Genomic DNA, 17484 nt, shown 5'->3' with positions numbered 1-17484 from the left:
TCACTCGGGGGTCTTCTCCAGGACCGCCATGGCCGCGTTGTGCCCCGGCACCCCGCTCACACCGCCCCCGCGCACCGCGCCGGCCCCGCACAGCAGCACGTTCGCGTGCCGGGTCTCCACACCCCAGCGGCCGGTGCCGTCCTGGGCGTGGGGCCAGCTCAGCTCGCGGTGGAAGATGTTGCCGCCGGGCAGCCCGAGGTCCCGCTCCAGGTCGAGCGGGGTCCTGGCCTCGATGCAGGGGCGTCCGTCGGCGTCGGTGGCCAGACAGTCGGCGAGGGGTTCGGCCAGGTGGGCGTCGAGCTGGGCGAGGGTCGACTTCAGGAGGTCCTCGCGTACGGCGTCGTTGTCCCGCTCGAACAGGCGGGCCGGGGTGTGCAGACCGAAGAGCGTGAGGGTCTGGTAGCCCTGGTCGGCCAGGTCGGGGCCGAGGATGGTCGGGTCGGTGAGCGAGTGGCAGTAGATCTCCGAGGGCGGCGCGGCGGGCAGGTCCCCCGCGGCGGCCTGGGCGTGAGCGGTTGCCAGCTGGTCGTAGCCCTCGGCGATGTGGAAGGTGCCGGCGAACGCCTCGCGCGGGTCGACGGCGCTGTCACGCAGCCGGGGCAGCCGCCGTAGCAGCATGTTCACCTTCAGCTGGGCTCCCGCGGCGGGCGCCGGGGGCGTGTCGCCGGTCAGTTCCGCCAGGGCCTGCGGGGAGGCGTTCACCAGGACGTGCCGGGCGGCGACGGTGCCTTCGCCGTCCGCCGTGCGGTAGGTGACCTCGGCGGAACGGCCGTCGGTGGCGACGCGCAGTGCCTCATGGCCGGTGGCGAGGACCGCGCCCGCGGCGCGGGCCGCGTCGGCGAGGGCGTCGGTGAGGGCGCCCATGCCGCCGACCGGCACGTCCCAGTCGCCGGTCCCGCCGCCGATCACGTGGTAGAGGAAACAGCGGTTCTGCTTCAGCGAGGGGTCGTGGGCGTCGGCGAAGGTACCGATGAGCGCGTCGGTGAGGACCACGCCGCGCACCAGGTCGTCGGCGAAGTGCTCTTCGACGGCGACACCGATCGGCTCCTCGAACAGCTTGCGCCAGGCCTCCTCGTCGTCGAGGCGGCGCCGCAGTTCCTCTCGGGTGGGCAGGGGCTCCGTGAGGGTCGGGAAGACCCGCTGGGCGACGCGACCGGTCATGCCGTAGAAGTCCTGCCAGGCTCGGTACTCGCGGTCGGAGCCGGTGAGCCGGGCGAACGCCTCCCTGGTCCGCCGTTCGCCGCCGCCGACGAGGAGCCCGGTGGGCCGGCCGTCGCGGTCGGCGGGCGTGTAGGAGGAGACGGTGCGGGTGCGGACCCGGAAGTCCAGGCCGAGGTCCCGCACGATCTTCCTGGGCAGCAGGCTCACCAGGTACGAGTAGCGGGACAGCCGGGCGTCCACCCCGGCGAAGGGCCGCGTGGAGACCGCCGCACCGCCGGTGTGGTCCAGCCGCTCCAGCACGAGCACGGAGCGGCCCGCACGGGCCAGGTAGGCGGCGGCGACCAGGCCGTTGTGGCCACCGCCGACGATGACGGCGTCGTACGTCCGGTGTGCGCGGGATGCCAGGGGTGCGGTCATGGTTCTTCGTAACACGGGGTGATCCGGGTCGGCCAGACGGGCGGCCGGTTGCTCGGTGCGCCGACGGCACCTCACCGCCCGCCCTGCGCGCGCCGCTCTCGCAGTTCGGCCACCCTGCGGTACAGCGCGGCCGCCTCGGTGGTCCGGCCCAGTTGCTGGAGGCAGTGCGCCTCGTCGTTGCGGCTGGCGAGGGTGTCGGGGTGTTCCGGGCCGAGGACGCGTTCGCGGGCCGCGGCCACCTGCCGGTAGTCGGTGAGCGCGTCGGCCCAGCGGCCCAGCCAGCCCAGGCCGACGGCGACCTCCCGGCGGCTGACGAGGGTGTCGGGGTGGTCGGGCCCGAGCACCCGCTCGCGGATCGCGCTGACGTCGCGGGACTCGGCGAGGGCCTCCTCCCAGCGGCCGAGCCGCCCCAGGTTGACGCAGCGGCCGTGGCGGGCGCGCAGGGTCTCGGGATGAGCGGGGCCCTGGACGCGGGCGCGGTCCTCGGCCAGGTCACGGTAGACGTCCAGGGCTTCCGCGCTGCGGCCGAGGCGACCCAGACTGATGCCGATCTCGTGCCGGGCGGCGAGGGTGTCGGGGTGGTCCGGGCCGAGGGCGCGGGAGCGGGCCTCGGCGACCTCCTGATAGGTCTCCAGGGCCTCGGCCCAGCGGCCCAGCTGGCCGAGCGCGTAGGCCACCTCGTAGCGGGTGACGAGGGTGTCGGGGTGGTCGGGCCCGAGCACCCGGGCGCGGGCGGCGGCCACCTCGCGGGCCATGCGGTGGGAGTCCTCCAGGCGGCCGAGGCGGCTGAGGTTGAAGGCGAGGTTGTGCCGGCAGCGCAGGGTGTCGGGGTGGTCGGGGCCCATGGTGCGCTCGCGGGCGGTGAGCACCGAGGTGTAGACCCGGTGGGCGTCGAAAGCGCGGCCCAGCCGGCCGAGCGCGTAGGCCATCTCCTGGCGTGCGGCCAGGGTGTCGGGGTGGTCGGCGCCGAGCATGCGGATCCTCGCCTCGGTGACGTGCTTGTACTCGCGCAGGGCGTCCGCGGCGCGGCCGGTGCGGCTCAGGGTGAAGGCCGCCTCGTAGCGGCTGGCGAGGGTGTCGGGGTGGTCGGGGCCGAGGAGGTGCTCGCGTTCGGCGGCGACCGCCCGGTGCACCTCCCCCGCCTCCGCCCAGCGGCCGAGCCGGCCGAGGCTGAGGCCCGCGTTGTGCCGGGCGGCCAGGGCGGTCAGGGCCTCCGGGGACGGGGCGGGCCGCCGGCCGGGGACGGGTTCCTCGGCGGGGCCGGTGGCGGGCCGCGCGATCCACTCGCCGGACAGTCCGGCCGCCGGGTCCGGGGGCGTGGTGCGCAGCCCGGTGCCGGCCGCCTTGTGACCGGTGGTCATACCGTGGGTCCAGGACGGCAGTCGTCCCGCGTGCGCCATCGCTTCCGGGGCGTGCCGGGCCGCCGGCACGGCCGGCACGTACCCCGGCGCGGCCCGGTGCGCGCTGATGCGACGGGCCAGCTCGCGGGCGTCGCCGGGGCGCTTTGCGGGCTCCTTCGCGAGCAGGTCCAGGATGACGTGCTCGAGGAACTCGGGCAGCTCGGGACGGTGTTCGCGCGGTGGGCGGGGCGGGGTGTCGCGGTGGCCGACGAGGATCGCCCAGGCGTCGTCGAGGTCGAACGGCGGTACGCCGGTGGCGATCTCGTACAGCACGCAGCCGAACGAGTACAGGTCGCTGCGCTGGTCGACCTCGCTGCCGCTGATCTGCTCCGGGGACATGTAGTGCGGGGTGCCCATGGCGATGCCGGTGCCGGTCAGCCGGGAGGTGAAGCCGATGTCGTGGCCGAGGCGGGCGATGCCGAAGTCGCAGATCTTCACTGTGCCGTCGCCGATCCGCACGATGTTGGCGGGCTTCAGGTCGCGGTGGACGATGCCCTGTTCGTGGCAGTAGGCGAGGGCGGCGGCGACCTGCTCGGCGATCTCGACGACGTCCGTGACGGGCAGCGGGTGCTGTTTGTTGTCCTCCAGGAGCTGGCTGAGGTTGCGGCCGTCCAGGAGCTCCATGACGAGGTAGAGGACGCCGTCGGACTCGCCGAAGTCGTGCGCGACGGTGATGCCGCGGTGCTGGAGGGCGGCGGCCACCCGGGCCTCGCGGCGGAACCGCTCCCGCAGTACGCGGGTGAAGGCGTGGTCGTGCTGGGGGCCCGGCGGTCTGAGGCACTTGACGGCGACGTGCCGGCCCAGGGACTCGTCCCGGGCCCGGAACACCTCGCCCATGCCGCCGCGCCCGATCAGGTCGAGCAGCCGGTACCGGCCCTGGATGAGTCTGCTGTCCCCCATGTCGCGCGACGCTCCCCCCGGTAGCCGTTCGCCCGCCCCACCCCATGGCCCACCCAGTATGGCGGCCTATCGTCCGAGTTTGTACGGTGCCGGGCGCGCGTCGGGTCCGAGCCTCGCCATGGCCCGCAGGATGTGTTTCGGCGGGAGTTGCCACCGCAGACGTGCGGGAACGCGGCGCAGCAGGAGACCGGTGAGGCGCAGTTGCCGGGTGACGGTGGCGGGTTCGGGGGCCGGCCTGCCGTAGAGCTCGTGGGCGTACGGCGGCAGAGAGGCGTACGCCAGGTGTGCCACGCGCCGCCACAGCACCTCGCGCGCCGGTACGAGAAGGGGATGCGTCGGCGGGCGGAGCAGGAAGTCGTCCACCTCGCGTGCCTCGGGTCCGGCGGACAGTTCGGGGCGCACCTTCTCGAAGTACGTGGCGAGTTCGGCCCGGTCCGCCGGGACGGCGGCGGGGTCGAGGCCCACCAGGCGTGCGCTCTGCCGGTGTTCGCCGATGTAGCGGTCGGCCTCGGCGTCGGTGAGGCGGAATCCGGATCGGCGCAGGACGTCCAGGTAGGAGTCGATCTCGGCGCAGTGCACCCACAGCAGCAGGCCGGGTTCGTCGACGCCGTAGCGTTCTCCGGTGCCCGGGTCGGTCGCCGTCAGCATGCTGTGGATCTTCCGGACGCGGGCGCCCGCCCGCTCCGCGGCTTCGGTGGTGCCGTAGGTCGCCGTGCCGACGAAGTTCGCGGTGCGCATCAGTCGGCCCCAGGCGTCCCGCCGGAAGTCGGAGTTCTGCATGACTCCGCGTACCGCGCGGGGGTGCAGGGCCTGGAGGTAGAGGGCCCGGATGCCGGCGATCCACATCATGGGGTCTCCGTGCACCTGCCAGGTCACCGAACCGGGACCGAACAGCCCGGGGTCCGCGCCGGTCATGCGACTCACCTCCGCCCGGCGCCCACGATGGCATACGTCGAACAGCCGGTCGATACTGCCGGGTTCGGCACCACGGGCAAGCCCCACCCTGTGGCATGCAAGTGAACGTAGATGGCTGCGCGCGGCGTCGTCAACCCACGGACCTTCACCCCTGGAAAATGGCAGCTCCGCCCCGTCACGCCACTGAACAAAGGGGAAAAATAGGCATCTACCGCCGGTTCTGAATTCACTCGACGTGACTCCTTGACAGTCTCTTGTGGCATACATACCGTCCACTGGCATGCAAGCAGCCCTGGCTTGACTGTTGCCACCGTGCACAAGGAGCGGCTCATGCCCAGTCACACCACGGAGCACCCGGAGACCGCCGCACCCGAAGCCCCCGGGACGGGCCGGCTCGGTTCGGTGTTCTGGACCTCGGTCGGCGTCTCGGCCCTCTTCGTCGCCTGGGCCATGCTGTTCACCGACAACCTCACCGAGGTGACGAACGCATCGCTGAACTGGGTGACGTCGACCTTCGGCTGGGCCTACCTCGTGGTGACCCTGGCCCTCCTGGTCTTCCTGGTCTTCCTCGCCTTCAGCCCGGCCGGCGACATCCGGCTCGGCAAGGACCACGACCGCCCCGAGTTCTCCACCCCCGCCTGGTTCGCGATGATCCTCAGCGCGGTCATGGGCATCGGCCTCGTGTCGTACGGTGTCGCCGAACCCATCTCGCACTTCGCCGCACCGCCGCACGGCCTTGCCGAGGCGGGCACGCCCGAGGCCGCGATCCGGGCGATGCAGTACTCCTACTTCGACTGGGGACTGCACGCCTGGGCGATCTTCGCGGTCTTCGGCCTGGGCATCGCCTATTCGACCTTCCGCAAGGGGCGCCGGGCGCTGGTCAGCCAGCTCTTCCACCCGCTGCTCGGCGACCGCGTGAACGGGCCGGTGGGCAAGACCATCGACATCCTCGCGGTGTTCGCGACACTGTTCGGCACGACCACGTCCCTCGGGCTCGGTGCCCTCCAGGTCAACAACGGGCTCGGCTCACTCTTCGGCGTGCCCGTCAACTCCGTCAGCCAGGTGCTGATCATCGCCCTCGTCACCACCGTCTTCACGCTCTCCGCCGTGACCGGTGTCAGCAAGGGCATCAAGCTGCTCAGCCAGGGCAGCACGATCCTCGCCATCGCGCTGTTCGTCTTCGTCCTGGTCGTCGGGCCGGCGGTGTTCCTGGCCAACCTGTACATCGAGTCCGTGGGCACGTGGGCGTCCGACTTCTTCCGGATGAGCCTGCAGGGCACCGCCTTCGGGGGCCTCGAATGGATGCAGTGGTGGACCTACTTCATGATGGCCTGGTGGGTCTCCTGGGGAGCCTTCGTCGGGGTCTTCCTCGCCCGCATCTCCCGGGGGCGCACCATCCGCGGCTTCATCATGGGCGTCCTCGTCGTCCCCACCGCGGTCTTCTTCACCTGGTTCACCGTCTTCGGCGGGACCGCCATCCACGTCGACATGTTCGAGGACGGCACGATCGCCAAGCAGACCGCCGCGGACATCAACAGCGCGTTCTTCGCCACCCTCGACCACTTCCCGCTGGCGAGCGTGACCTCGGTGATCGCCATCCTGCTGGTCGTCATGTTCTTCGTCTCCGGCGCCGACGCGAACACCTACGTCCTCGGCATGATGACCTCCGACGGATCACTGCACCCCCGCCGCTCGGTCCTCGTCCTGTGGGGCGTGCTCACCGGTGTCACCTCGATCGCCCTGATGCTCGCCGGCGGCCTCAACGCCCTGCAGAACACGGTGATCGTCACCTCGGCACCCTTCCTCGTCATCATCGCCGGCCTCGCGGTCTCCTTCTGGAAGGAACTGGCCGCCGACCGCAGGGCGACGACGGCGCCGCGAGCTCCGCAGGACAGGAGCACCGACGTCCCGTCGGCCATGACCGAGAACCGCGGCGAAGCCGCCGATGCCGAACCGGTCGGCTGATCCCCGCCCCTGCGCATCCGCGACGAAGAGACCGGCAACCCGGCCGGTCCGGCAGCCCGTTGATCGACCGTGGCAGCGCCACAATGGAGGTGGAGATCCGCGAGCGCTTCCGCCGAAGGTCCACGGCGCCGGGGGTTTTTCGACGGCGGCGAGCTCACCGCTCTAAGTTGAACGCCGTCCACACAGCCGATCAGGGGAAGGCCAGATGAGCAGATCCGAACGGGCGGGCGCCAACGGCAGCATGCAGGGCCGTGTGATCGCCGAGATGCGCCGCCGCATCATCAGCGGTGACCTCCCGGCGGGGGCCAACCTGTCGGAGATCGCGCTGGCCGAGTCCTTCGGGGTCAGCCGTACTCCCGTGCGGGAGGCGCTCAAGCAGCTCCAGACCGAGGGGCTCGTCGAGATCCGGCCCCGGGTCGGGACCTTTGTCACCGCGCCCTCCCGCCGGGAGATCACCGAGCTGTTCGAGATGAAGGAACTGCTCGAAGGCGCGGCGGCTCGGCTGTTCGCCCGGCGCGGGCGGGTCCCGGAGCTGGACCGCCTCGAGCAGAACCTCGTCGAGGCCGACGCCGCCGTCGCCGCAGACGACAAGGAGCGCTACGCCAAGCTCGTCGGCGAGTTCCACGACCTGCTGATCACCGGCGCCGACAACCACAAGCTCGAAGCCCACTACCGCATCCTCATGAACCAGCTGGCGTACTCCCGGCTCGTGGCCACGTCCCTCAGCCAGCCCGGTCGCGCTCTGCAGTCCGACCGCGAGCACCACAACGTCGTCGAGCTGATCATCGCCAAGGACGGCGACAGCGCGGAGCGGGTCATGCGCGACCATGTGCGCGCCAGCCGGCTGGCCCTGATGGCGGGCCTCGCGGCCAGGGAGGAGTCCCCGGAGCGAGGGTGAGGCGAGGGCCACGGCCGAAGAATCCGCCCCCTGCGCTCCCGGTCGTCCGGCCGCACAGACCCGAGTCAGGGCAACCCTGGGGAGCGCGTGGCGGAGCGCTGATCCGGGGCGGCCGGAACCGCTGCGGTCCATGCCGCGGTCCGGGCGCCGGAGCGGAACCGCCATGGAACAGTGGAGGAGAGGAGCCATGGGCCTGCGGGCGCCCGCGACGGCGGGCCGGACGAAGGAGGCCAGGATGCGTCCCCCTGTACTGGCGGGCATCGACGGGTCCGAGTGCGCCGCCGGGGCAGCCGACTGGGCGGCGCAGGAAGCCCTGCTGCGTGGCGTTGCGCTACGGCTGCTCCACGCGTCCCCGCCGCTCCCGGGAGCCACTGTTCCCGGCGCGGCCCTGGACCGGTTGCAGCACGTCGGCGCCGCGCTGCTCCAGCGGACGGTCGCCGACCTCACCGATCGCCACCCGGACCTCCGGGTGGAGTGCGCGCAGGCCGACGACGCCCCGGCCGTGGCTCTCCTCGCCGCGGCGCATGACGCCGGACTCCTCGTCGTCGGCACCCGCGGGACCGGCGGTTTCGCGGGGCTGGCGGTCGGCTCGGTGGCCCTGCGGACGGCGGCGGCGGCCCCTTGCCCCACCGTGTTCGTCCCTGCGCGTACCGGTCCCTTCACGGACCGGGCGCCCACGGCACACGGCACCGGCCAGGTCGTGCTGGGTTTCGACGCGCACCGGCCGGCCGGTGAAGTGGCCGACTTCGCCTTCTCGGCCGCCGGGGCACGCGCGGCGCGGCTGCGTGTGGTGCAGGCGTGGGCCCTGCCCGCCGAGTCCGTCTCGTCCCGGACCCTCGTGGTGACCGAGGAGGACCGCGCGACCTGGGAGGACCAGGAGGTTCTGGGGCTCGCCGACGCCCTGCGTCCGTGGCAGGAGAAGTACCCGCAGGTGACGGCCGACGCCGATGTCATGCTGCTGCACCCCGCGGAAGCGCTCCTGAACGCCTCGCGGGGCGCGGACCTGCTCGTCGTGGGGCGCCGCACCGGGTCCGGGCCGGCCGAAGGCCGGCCGGGTCCGGTCACACACGCCGTACTGCACCACACCCGCTGCCCGCTGGCGGTCGTACCGCACGGCGCATGACGGTTCAGCCGTAGAACGCGTCGAACTCGTCGTACAGCGACGGATCGACCAGCTTGTTCTTCCCGGTGGTGTCGGCGAGCGGGAGGCGGACGATCCGCGTGCCCCGCAGGGCGACCATGCGGCCGAAGTCCCTTTCCTTGACCGCGTCGATGGCGTGCAGTCCGAAGCGGGTTGCCAGCCACCGGTCGAAGGCGCTCGGGGTGCCGCCGCGCTGGATGTGGCCCAGGACCGTGGTGCGGGCGTCCTTCTCGGTGCGTGCGGAGATCTCCTGGGCCAGCCACTCGCCGATGCCGGACAGCCGCACATGACCGTACTCGTCCAGCGACCGGTCCTTGAGGATCATCTGCCCCTCCTTGGGGACGGCCCCTTCGGCCACGACGACGATCGGCGCGTAGTTGATCTCGAACCGGCGCTTCACCAGTTCACAGACCTGGTCGATGTCGAACGGCCGCTCCGGGATGAGGATCACGTTGGCGCCGCCGGCGATACCGGCGTGCAGGGCGATCCATCCGGAGTGCCGCCCCATCACCTCGACGACCAGGGCGCGCATGTGCGACTCGGCGGTGGTGTGGAGGCGGTCGATGGCCTCCGTCGCGATCCCGACGGCGGTGTTGAAGCCGAAGGTGTAGTCGGTGCCCGAGACGTCGTTGTCGATGGTCTTCGGCACACCGACCAGGTCGACCCCCTGCCGGCTGAGTTCCGTGGCCGCCCCCAGCGTGTCCTCTCCCCCGATCACGACGAGCGCGTCCACCTCGTGCGCGGCGAGCGTGTCCCGTACCCGCCGCAGCCCGTCCTCGTGCTTGAACGGGTTCGTACGGGAGGAGCCGAGGATGGTCCCGCCGCGGGGCAGGATCCCCCGCACGCTGGAGATGTCCAGCGGAACGACATCGTTCTTGAGCAGACCGAGCCAGCCGTCCCGCACGCCGACGAAGTCGAACGCGTATTCCTGGACCCCTTTGCGGACGACACTGCGGATCACGGCGTTGAGGCCGGGGCAGTCACCGCCGCCGGTCAGTACTCCGACCTTCATGGGTCTTCTCCCGTCCGCCGCGCACACCTGGAGCGCCGCCTGCCTCCAGCCTCCCTCCGTTCCGTCCACCCCGGCCACTCGACGGATGCCGGGGCGACGGACCGGGACCGTCGGCCCTCCCCGTGCCCGATCGGCCCATCGGCTCGCGGCCTTCCGAGGCCGAGGCTGAGGGTGGGACCGTGAGGAGGTCAGCGATCATGAACGGGAAAGTGCTGGTGGCCTACGGCTCCACCAACGGCTCGACGGCCGAGATCGCCGACCACGTCGGTGAGATCCTGGCCAAGGAGGGACTGGACGTCGACGTACGGCCCGCCTCGGACGTGGCCGACCTCGCGTCGTACGGCGCGGTCGTCCTCGGTGGCGGGCTCTACGGAGGCCGCTGGCAGCGTGACGCGCGCCGCTTCGCACGGCGGCATCGCAAAGCCCTGGCCGAGCGGGCGGTGTGGCTGTTCAGCAGCGGACCCCTCGACCCCTCGGCGTCCGAGCGGAACATCCCTCCGGCCCCCGGGGTTCGACGGGTGATGTACCACGTCGACCCGCGCGGCCACGTCACCTTCGGAGGACGCCTGGAGGGCGACGTCAAGGGACTCATCGCCCGGATGATCGTCAACTCCGGAAGGGGCGGCGACTTCCGCGACTTCGAGCGGATCGGCGCCTGGGCTGCCATGGTGGCCAGGGACCTGCAGACACCTGAAGCCTGACCACCGTGGTGCGGGACGGCGTGCGCCACGGGGCCGATGTGTGCGCCGAAGCGGCTGCGCCCCCGGCTCACGACAACGAGGGAGACGTCGCGAGAGGAACTGGCGAGCTGGTCCGCGGCACTGCCCGCGAGGGAGGCCCCGATCGCCTCGCCGCCCGTTCGACGGCGGCCCGGCTCTCGGACGAGCCGTCCGGGCGCACCACCGCCCGCATCGGTTCGACGGAGGTGTGACCGGGATCGATAGTTGACACAAGGCAACGTTGGTGACCTGCGCTGATGCCAATTACCTTCAGCGGCTGGAGATACGGAATCAGAGAGATAGTTGGCACTTTGGTACAGCGCAGGTCACGGGGCGTGTCGCCGTAGCTAGGTGTTGCGGGTCATGACGTTGTTGACGCCGTTGGTTATCGGATCTCATTGTCGGGATGCTGCGCGTCGTAAGCCTGGCGGGCATGGGCGATGGTGTCTCGGTGCTCGAGCGACCAGTCGGCCAGTGCCTTGACGAGGTGGGTCAGGCTTGCGCCGGTCTCGGTGAGTCGGTAGTCGACCTGGGCGGGCACGGTTGGGTAGACGGTCCGAATTACCAGCCCGTCGCGTTCCAGCCGGCGCACGGTCAGCGTCAGCATCCGCTGAGAGATTGCATCGATGGCGCGCTGAAGTTGCCGCGGATCAGGACTGCAACTGCTGCGGTCTGCACATCGAAGCTCTGAATCCGCGACTTCTACTTCGAATTCTGCTGTTCGAGGGTCGGGGCACTCCGGCAAGAGCATGCTGTGCGCCATGAAGACGAAGCGGCGATTGAGGCTCGCCTCGCTCCCTGCGGGCGGGACTGTCGAACACGCGATGCTTCTGTGCGAGTCGCAGTGCTGTACCGACGGTGTACATCTCCGCACAGAGAAGAAGCGTACTGCGGCCTTCGATGACACCAGCCCGGCTGCGGAGTCGAACCGATGACTCACCCGACACGCAGGGTACTCCCGCGAAGTCTCGCCCCGCTCCCCGAAGAGTCACTGCCTGGGTATGTACTCCGGCTCGCCTACCGGCTGGACCGCTCGCCCTGGCGCATCGGTGAGCTGTGCGGGTTGGGCACCTTCCAGACAGCCATCGCCCACCGCAACTTGCGCGCTGTTCCGGCTGCGGTCTCAGCACAGTTCTCAGCGGCGGCTGGACTGCGGACGGAGGAAGTCGCCTCCATGACCATGCAACGGTTCGCTTCAACCTACCCCCTGCTCCAGCGGGTGCAGACAGATGCAGCGTTCACGGGACGTAGCGCATTAGTAAACTGGGCGGTGAACCCTTCCACCAGATTCTGCCCCGAGTGTCTTCGTGGCAACGGCAGTCCGGTCCAGGCTGCTTTCGGCGGCGCGTGGAACATCCGCTGGCACCTCCCGATGTCCTTCGCGTGGGCTGCCGCGTCCAGGACGTCGGCGGCCGCATCGAGCAACTCCCGTGCGCGGTCCCGCCCGGATCCCTCCGCCGGGGCGCCGACGTCCGGGTCGGCGAGCGCGGCGACGACCGGCAGGATGCGCTCGGCGAGGCCCCGGGGGCCGTGGAGGACGGGGGGCCCCGGGCGCGGGCCTGTGATGGCGTCACGGCGGCCGCGTCCCGGGCCGTCATCAGCGGCTCCAGGTCGAACGGCGCGGTCGGGTCGTGCCGCAGCCAGCGGGCGTAGTCAGCCACGGCGGCCAGAGCGTCGGCCAACGCGTCACGATGCGCCCCCAGCGGCGAATCGGGAACAGCAAGATCAGTACGGCCTGCGCCATGCCTCCGAGCGCGATGACCCCGGCGTGTTCCAGGGCTCGTCCGACGCTCGTGGGCAGGGTGATGGTCACCAGCATGCTGCCGACCGTCGTCGCTGCGACGATCCCAGCGGTCGATCCGAGGGCCCAGGCCATCCCCGCGGCAAAGGCCCATACGGCCAGCAGCGGGAGGAGCGTCACGAGTCGCCCCGCCGCCAGGTAGCCCACGAAGGTGCTGAGCGCCAGACCCGCGCCCGCGCCGAGCGCGATCACCTTGCGCGGACGCCAGGTGCGCTGGAAGGCGGCCGCACCCGCGGAGTAGGCACCGAGGGCGGCGGACGCGGCGTACGCAGGGGAGACCAGCCACAGCGCCGACCCGATGACAATCGCCACCCCAGCAGCCGTACGCAGCGCGAGCAGGGGCTCCAGCCGCGCCTCCTCGATCGTGAGCCCGGATCGCACGACCTCCCCGAAGGTCCGCAGCCACCTCACCCATGTGAGCCCAGCCGGAACGCCCTGCCGGGCCGCGTCGGCCGCGCCGCCGCCTCCTGACGGCACCGCGGTCGGCGGACGCGCGCCCCCGAGCCGACCTCCGCCGGTGAATCAGCACAGTCTCGCGTACATGGGCGATCGGTGACCACACCCCCAGCACCGGCTGTTCTGGAGCGGCCCTGGTTCAGCGGGCGTTGATCGGTCCGGATGACCGCCGCAGGTGACCATGAGTCCCGGCCCGCGGGCCGCGGTGAGCGGCGATGCCGCACACGTGTCCGGGAGCCAGTTGTGCCGGTGTCGGTTCACTTCGAGGGCTGGTCACCGTGATCGTCTTGGAGCGTGTGGCGACGTTCCTGTTCGCGCTTGGAGTAGGCGGCTGCCCGGATCGCCTCGTCGCTCTCAAAACCCGATCCCAGCGCGCCGCCGACGGTGGCGACCGAAGCGACGAACCAGGACAACGTCAAGTACTCCCCGGCGTGCAGTGGGTTTCGTGTCACGGAAGCGAACACTTGGTCGTTGAGGATGAACAGCGCCCACACCCAGTTGATGACCAGCAAACCCACGTAGCAGACGAGCACGCCGATACCCACGGTCACGACCGTCGAGGCGTTGTACAGCCGCGCCCTCTGCCTCGCCTCCGGCGAGCTCTCTGTTGATCGATGCCACAGCTCCGCGTCTATGATCAGCCAGCCGATCATGATCGCGACAGATCCGACCGTGGCAATCACGAGGCGTGGCGTGCTGAGGGACGCGGCCAGGGTCCAGACGGTGGAGTTTACGGTGGCGACCGCTCCCGTGGCGAGTGCGGCCGCCAGGGCTTTCGACAAGCCCGGCACCAACCGCCACGGCCGGTTGGCGCGGACCATACCGGCGAGCACCCGGAGGTAACCGCGCGGCCCGCTGACGACGTACCGAAGATCGTCGGTCTCCTTGTCATCGGTTCGGCCCGGATGAACAGGCGCGAGACGATTGACGAAGGGCCCCAGAAGCGGCTGACTTCGTGGAGGTCCTTCAGCCTCGGTAGTTCGCGGACCCGCCAAGCCGAGCACGGCTTCTTCGACGGCCCGCCGGGCCCTCGTCTGCAGCCGCAGGCCTCCCAGTGAAGGAAGAGAGAACAGCGCCAAGCCGTGTTCGTGGTTCAGATTCACAGCGAGCTTGCGCCCGTGTGAGTGCAGCGGAAGGTCGGTGAGGGCCACGACGATGTCCCAGTTCTCCGCACTCCTACGGTCCATGATCCGGCGCATCAAAGTGGGCGGGTCCTCCGTCCCGGAGGTGAAGGGCTCACTGACGACCTCGACGTCGAACCGACGCCCCTGGCCCGACTTGTCGGCGAGCCGAGCAGGAAGTGTCCGGGCCATGCGCTGCGCGATCTCCGTCGGCGCGTCCGGATCAGCCAGGAGAGCCACGACCGTAACGCCCTGAGACGACACCCGCATGAGCGGACCTTCCTAGACGGCTGTCCCGCGGTCCCGAGTGCCCACCGACGCCGCCGAGGTAACGTCGACGCCGCGTGACACGCTGGCCTCCGCCAGCAGGTGGCAGGCAGTACGGCCGGACCTCCTCGTCTTCTCGACACAGGGCCTGCTCCCACCACCGGGCCGGCATCGCTTGTGCCACCGCGGACACCCGCTCCGGCACGCACTGCACGCCGCGCCATCGACCACCCCGCCTCTCCGTGCCCGGCCCGGGAGCCGGAGGCCGGCACGCGGGAAATCCAGAACGCCTGCGAGGCACAGCGCTACGTCCTGTCCGGTCGGGCGGCTGGTGGTAGGGATGAGTCAACCGGCCCTGGCTTGCTGCTCACCGGCCTCTCCGGAGCGCGCTCCGGCCCTGCGCTGGGTCCGCACGCCCGTCCGACAACCCGGGCTCTCGGACGCCTGGGCCTGGCAGGGCAATACAGGGAGGCTAATTGGGCCCGACATGCGCATGCGTTCGCGCGCCCACGTCGGCCAGGCTGGCTGAGAACCCCAGGCGCCGGGAGCGACCCGGCGCCCGCAGCCGGAGGTTGCCGTCATGACCGTGATGTCCATCGCCAGATTCGAGAGGTTCTTTCGCGCGGCCGCAGGACTCAACGTCGACAAGAACGATCTCAAGCGCTACAGCGACTTCGTCGAGGTCAAGCTCTACGATCTGCTGACCGTCGCCCAGGCCACTGCCAAGGCCAACGGGCGCGACATCATCCGGACCAGTGACCTGCCGATCACGAAAGGCCTGCAGGAGAGCATTCACCACTTCCGGAAGATCGACCAGGAAATGGAACTCAAGCCGATCCTGGAACAGCTCGCCACCCATCCCGCTCTGGACCGCACGCCCGATGAGGAGACCGAGGCGGCCTACCCGGACATCATCGGCGGACTCAGCCTGGCCCTTGCCCAGAGCTTCAAGATCCTCCACCCCGACCTGAAAAACCCCCAGACCCAGCACTGGGACGAGGCTCGAGCCGTCTTCGACCTCCTGCTGTGAGTGGCGACCGGAACAGGCGGTGCAGGCCACGGCCGAGCAGCGTCAGCGCGTTCTGCCTCCTCGGCTGCGTAGCGACCTGATCGGCCCCAGCTCGGGCGTCGGAGAGCTCAGATTGTGACGTCTCGTCCTCGAAGGGATCATCGAAGGCATGGACAGGGACATGTCCGTCGGGTCCGGTGAGCGGCTGCTGGAAGAACTGGTCAGAGCAGCCCAGCTGGCATCACCTGCGGAACTGCCCGTAGCCCTGAACCGGTATGCCGAGGCCATGGGTATGGGCAGCGTGGTTATCTACCTGATCGACATCCAGCAGAGACTGCTGTTGCCGCTAGTCGAAGGCGAGCCGGAACTGGAGCTCGACACTTCGCTGGCCGGATGGGCCTACCGCACCGACTCTCTCCGAGTGGAAGAAGTGCCCTCCGGCGGGCTGAAGGTATGGCTGCCCCTGGCCGACGGAGCGGAGCGGCTGGGCGTCGTGGAGCTGAACATGAGCACCCTGGACGGGCTCAAGCTACGGCGCTGCCGAACGGTGGCGCTGCTCCTCGCACTGATCATCACGTCCAAGCGCACCTACAGCGACACCATCGCGCAGCGCATGCGTACCAGGCCGATGCACCTGCCCACGGAGATGGTGAGGGCATTTCTCCCTCCCCGGTCGATCGGCACCGGGCGGGTCGTGTCGACGGCGGTTCTGGAGCCTGCGTACGAACTGGGCGGCGATGCTTTCGACCATGCGTTCACCGAGGACGTTCTGCACGCCACCATCCTTGACGGCATGGGGCACGATCTGGCGTCCGGACTTGCCACCTCTGTAGCCATGGCAGGCTGCCGTAACGCCCGGCGCAGCGGGGCAGAACTGAACGAACTCGTGGGCACCGTGGACGAGGCGCTGGCGAAGTGGCTTACGGAGCAGTTCTGCACGGGTGTCTTCACACAATTGAACATGCCCACGGGTGTGCTGCGGTGGTGCAACTGCGGTCACCCGCCTCCCTTGCTCATCCGTCACCACCGGCTGCTCCACAAGGCATTGGAGCGGCCACCTGAGCCTCCTTTGGGTCTGCCCGCCAGTCTCGCCGGGACCGCCCGTCAGGTGCACGACGTCAGCCTGGAACCCGGTGACCGAATACTGCTCTACTCAGACGGCGTCGTGGAGTCACGCGACGAGGCGGGCGAGGAGTTCGGCCTGGAGCGCTTCACCGACTACATCATCCGGTCGACCGCAGCAGGGCAGAGCGCCCCGGAAGTGCTGCGCCTGCTCATCCATGCCATCCTCACGCATCAGCACAACGAACTCAGTGACGACGCCACGATCTTGATGTTCGAGTGGCAGCCCCCTGATCCCTGACCGCAAGAGCCCCAAGGCGCAGCCGTGGCGCCGGACTCCGCGGGCGCAGACGCTGAGTCGGTGGTCACGGCAGGAGCGCGGCAAACGAGTTCGGCACCCGAGATTTGAGGTGCTGCCATTCGCCGGCGCTCACATGGCGCTCCAGAGTTTTCAATACGGTGCGCACCAGCTTCTCGTCGCCGCCTTCGACGGCGTAGGGGAATTCGCTCCGGACCCGTGCGAAGAACTCCTCGTTGCTCATCTTTACGGGCGTGTCGGCAGGCCTCCAGCCGTCGTAGTAAACGCCTCTGACGATGGTCGGCAGTTGGGCGCCGAACTGTACGGCCGTCTCGACCGGGAGACGATCCCGCAGCGGGTGCAGCACGGCCCGCAGTGCCGCGTACGACTGCTTACGCCGTTCTTTGGGCCACTCGAAAGCCTCCTCGACGTCTTTGAGGAGCCGATTGGCCTTGTCCACCATGGTGTCGAACGAGGAGAAACCTGTATCAACCATTTTCGTGGGCCTTTCGTTCTGGGCGCCTCACGGGCTCAGTCCGCGAGGTCGGCCTTGCCGAACAGGACCGCGTAACTGGAGGGGAGTTGGCTGATGATCTGATTCAGTTCTCCGCCAGTCACAGCGTCGGCAACGGTGGTCAGGACCGCGCTGGCGTCCCACTGCGCCGTACGCGGCCGGGCATCGGTGCGCTCGGCGACCCGGCGGTAGAACTCTTCGATCCCGAAGCTCTGCGCCTGCTGCGGCGTGGCACGGTCCAGAACCTGGCCCAGCGGGCCGGGCAGCTGGGATGCGAGGTCCTTGACCTCTCCCGGGCTGATCCGTTGGGCCAGCACTTCCAGCACGGCCTTGGTGACGTCCGCGGCTTCGCTCTGGTCCTTGTATTCGCCTCGCTCGCGGACGTGGGCGAGGAATCCGTCGTATTTCATCTCTGCCTCCTTCTGCGC

13 protein-coding genes and 4 pseudogenes are annotated in these 17484 nt (G+C 70.1%); 7 read left to right on the top strand and 10 right to left on the bottom strand.

Annotation, left to right across the window (positions count from 1 at the left end; translation table 11 throughout):
* The 3 genes from ABZ016_RS18065 to ABZ016_RS18055 form a co-directional block, all read right to left on the bottom strand.
* Window positions 1-1578, bottom strand: coding sequence for an NAD(P)/FAD-dependent oxidoreductase (locus ABZ016_RS18065; protein WP_356917612.1), 1578 nt, complete (start codon window positions 1576-1578; stop codon window positions 1-3).
* A 71-nt stretch (window positions 1579-1649) separates the two neighbouring features.
* A complete protein-coding gene (locus tag ABZ016_RS18060) occupies window positions 1650-3878 on the bottom strand; it encodes a tetratricopeptide repeat protein (protein WP_356917611.1) in 2229 nt (742 codons plus the stop codon).
* 66 nt (window positions 3879-3944) lie between these two features.
* Window positions 3945-4793 (bottom strand): oxygenase MpaB family protein, encoded by an 849-nt coding sequence (locus ABZ016_RS18055; RefSeq protein WP_356917610.1) that lies wholly within the window; start codon window positions 4791-4793, stop codon window positions 3945-3947.
* A gap of 330 nt (window positions 4794-5123) precedes the next feature.
* Here ABZ016_RS18055 and ABZ016_RS18050 point away from each other — a divergent pair, with 330 nt between their 5' ends.
* The 3 genes from ABZ016_RS18050 to ABZ016_RS18040 all read left to right on the top strand — a co-directional run bounded on the left by ABZ016_RS18050 (window position 5124) and on the right by ABZ016_RS18040 (window position 8779).
* Window positions 5124-6758: a BCCT family transporter gene (locus tag ABZ016_RS18050; RefSeq protein WP_356917609.1), complete on the top strand. Its 1635-nt coding sequence runs from the start codon at window positions 5124-5126 to the stop codon at window positions 6756-6758.
* 205 nt (window positions 6759-6963) lie between these two features.
* Window positions 6964-7656: a GntR family transcriptional regulator gene (locus ABZ016_RS18045; RefSeq protein WP_356917608.1), complete on the top strand. Its 693-nt coding sequence runs from the start codon at window positions 6964-6966 to the stop codon at window positions 7654-7656.
* Window positions 7657-7891: 235 nt separating this feature from the next.
* Window positions 7892-8779, top strand: a complete 888-nt coding sequence (locus tag ABZ016_RS18040) for a universal stress protein (RefSeq protein WP_356917607.1) — start codon at window positions 7892-7894, stop codon at window positions 8777-8779.
* Window positions 8780-8783: 4 nt separating this feature from the next.
* On the opposite strand, the gene ABZ016_RS18035 is transcribed toward ABZ016_RS18040, so the two are convergent.
* Window positions 8784-9809 carry a 6-phosphofructokinase gene (locus ABZ016_RS18035; protein WP_356917606.1) on the bottom strand — a complete coding sequence of 342 codons (1026 nt, stop codon included), beginning with the start codon at window positions 9807-9809 and terminating at the stop codon, window positions 8784-8786.
* A 197-nt stretch (window positions 9810-10006) separates the two neighbouring features.
* Here ABZ016_RS18035 and ABZ016_RS18030 point away from each other — a divergent pair, with 197 nt between their 5' ends.
* Window positions 10007-10510, top strand: a complete 504-nt coding sequence (locus tag ABZ016_RS18030; protein ID WP_356917605.1) for a flavodoxin domain-containing protein — start codon at window positions 10007-10009, stop codon at window positions 10508-10510.
* Window positions 10511-10515: 5 nt separating this feature from the next.
* On the opposite strand, the pseudogene ABZ016_RS18025 reads toward ABZ016_RS18030, so the two are convergent.
* Window positions 10516-10635, bottom strand: a pseudogene (locus ABZ016_RS18025) (universal stress protein); the annotation flags it as partial.
* Between the two features lie 278 nt (window positions 10636-10913).
* Window positions 10914-11174, bottom strand: a pseudogene (locus ABZ016_RS18020) (helix-turn-helix domain-containing protein); the annotation flags it as partial.
* A 285-nt stretch (window positions 11175-11459) separates the two neighbouring features.
* On the opposite strand from ABZ016_RS18020, the pseudogene ABZ016_RS18015 reads away from it, so the two are divergent.
* Window positions 11460-11849: pseudogene (locus ABZ016_RS18015) on the top strand (TniQ family protein); the annotation flags it as partial.
* 65 nt (window positions 11850-11914) lie between these two features.
* Here ABZ016_RS18015 and ABZ016_RS18010 read toward each other — a convergent pair.
* Both ABZ016_RS18010 and ABZ016_RS18005 read right to left on the bottom strand, forming a co-directional pair.
* A pseudogene (locus ABZ016_RS18010) lies at window positions 11915-12740 on the bottom strand (FUSC family membrane protein); the annotation flags it as partial.
* A 302-nt stretch (window positions 12741-13042) separates the two neighbouring features.
* A complete protein-coding gene (locus tag ABZ016_RS18005) occupies window positions 13043-14146 on the bottom strand; it encodes a hypothetical protein (protein ID WP_356917604.1) in 1104 nt (367 codons plus the stop codon).
* Between the two features lie 607 nt (window positions 14147-14753).
* Here ABZ016_RS18005 and ABZ016_RS18000 point away from each other — a divergent pair.
* Window positions 14754-15203, top strand: coding sequence for a DUF1931 family protein (locus ABZ016_RS18000; RefSeq protein WP_356917603.1), 450 nt, complete (start codon window positions 14754-14756; stop codon window positions 15201-15203).
* Window positions 15204-15351: 148 nt separating this feature from the next.
* Window positions 15352-16545 (top strand): PP2C family protein-serine/threonine phosphatase, encoded by a 1194-nt coding sequence (locus tag ABZ016_RS17995; RefSeq protein WP_356917602.1) that lies wholly within the window; start codon window positions 15352-15354, stop codon window positions 16543-16545.
* 64 nt (window positions 16546-16609) lie between these two features.
* Here the strand turns inward: ABZ016_RS17995 and ABZ016_RS17990 are convergent, their stop codons facing one another.
* On the bottom strand, window positions 16610-17038 hold the full coding sequence (locus ABZ016_RS17990; protein ID WP_356917601.1) for a DUF2267 domain-containing protein: 429 nt from the start codon (window positions 17036-17038) through the stop codon (window positions 16610-16612).
* A 35-nt stretch (window positions 17039-17073) separates the two neighbouring features.
* Window positions 17074-17466 (bottom strand): DUF2267 domain-containing protein, encoded by a 393-nt coding sequence (locus tag ABZ016_RS17985; RefSeq protein ID WP_356917600.1) that lies wholly within the window; start codon window positions 17464-17466, stop codon window positions 17074-17076.
* Window positions 17467-17484 lie beyond the last annotated feature (18 nt).

It is taken from the genome of Streptomyces sp. NPDC006372, assembly GCF_040612515.1.
Taxonomy (GTDB): Bacteria; Actinomycetota; Actinomycetes; order Streptomycetales; family Streptomycetaceae; genus Streptomyces.
Note: the sequence above shows the minus strand (reverse complement) of the source record. Positions and strands in the feature narration are given on the sequence as shown.

What these genes read in the sequence shown, in the direction of transcription:
- ABZ016_RS18065 (WP_356917612.1), bottom strand. Translation starts at nt 1,578, where the DNA reads ATGACCGCACCCCTGGCATCCCGCGCACACCGGACGTACGACGCCGTC.
- ABZ016_RS18060 (WP_356917611.1), bottom strand. Translation starts at nt 3,878, where the DNA reads ATGGGGGACAGCAGACTCATCCAGGGCCGGTACCGGCTGCTCGACCTG.
- ABZ016_RS18055 (WP_356917610.1), bottom strand. Translation starts at nt 4,793, where the DNA reads ATGACCGGCGCGGACCCCGGGCTGTTCGGTCCCGGTTCGGTGACCTGG.
- ABZ016_RS18050 (WP_356917609.1), top strand. Translation starts at nt 5,124, where the DNA reads ATGCCCAGTCACACCACGGAGCACCCGGAGACCGCCGCACCCGAAGCC.
- ABZ016_RS18045 (WP_356917608.1), top strand. Translation starts at nt 6,964, where the DNA reads ATGAGCAGATCCGAACGGGCGGGCGCCAACGGCAGCATGCAGGGCCGT.
- ABZ016_RS18040 (WP_356917607.1), top strand. Translation starts at nt 7,892, where the DNA reads ATGCGTCCCCCTGTACTGGCGGGCATCGACGGGTCCGAGTGCGCCGCC.
- ABZ016_RS18035 (WP_356917606.1), bottom strand. Translation starts at nt 9,809, where the DNA reads ATGAAGGTCGGAGTACTGACCGGCGGCGGTGACTGCCCCGGCCTCAAC.
- ABZ016_RS18030 (WP_356917605.1), top strand. Translation starts at nt 10,007, where the DNA reads ATGAACGGGAAAGTGCTGGTGGCCTACGGCTCCACCAACGGCTCGACG.
- ABZ016_RS18000 (WP_356917603.1), top strand. Translation starts at nt 14,754, where the DNA reads ATGACCGTGATGTCCATCGCCAGATTCGAGAGGTTCTTTCGCGCGGCC.
- ABZ016_RS17995 (WP_356917602.1), top strand. Translation starts at nt 15,352, where the DNA reads ATGGACAGGGACATGTCCGTCGGGTCCGGTGAGCGGCTGCTGGAAGAA.
- ABZ016_RS17990 (WP_356917601.1), bottom strand. Translation starts at nt 17,038, where the DNA reads ATGGTTGATACAGGTTTCTCCTCGTTCGACACCATGGTGGACAAGGCC.
- ABZ016_RS17985 (WP_356917600.1), bottom strand. Translation starts at nt 17,466, where the DNA reads ATGAAATACGACGGATTCCTCGCCCACGTCCGCGAGCGAGGCGAATAC.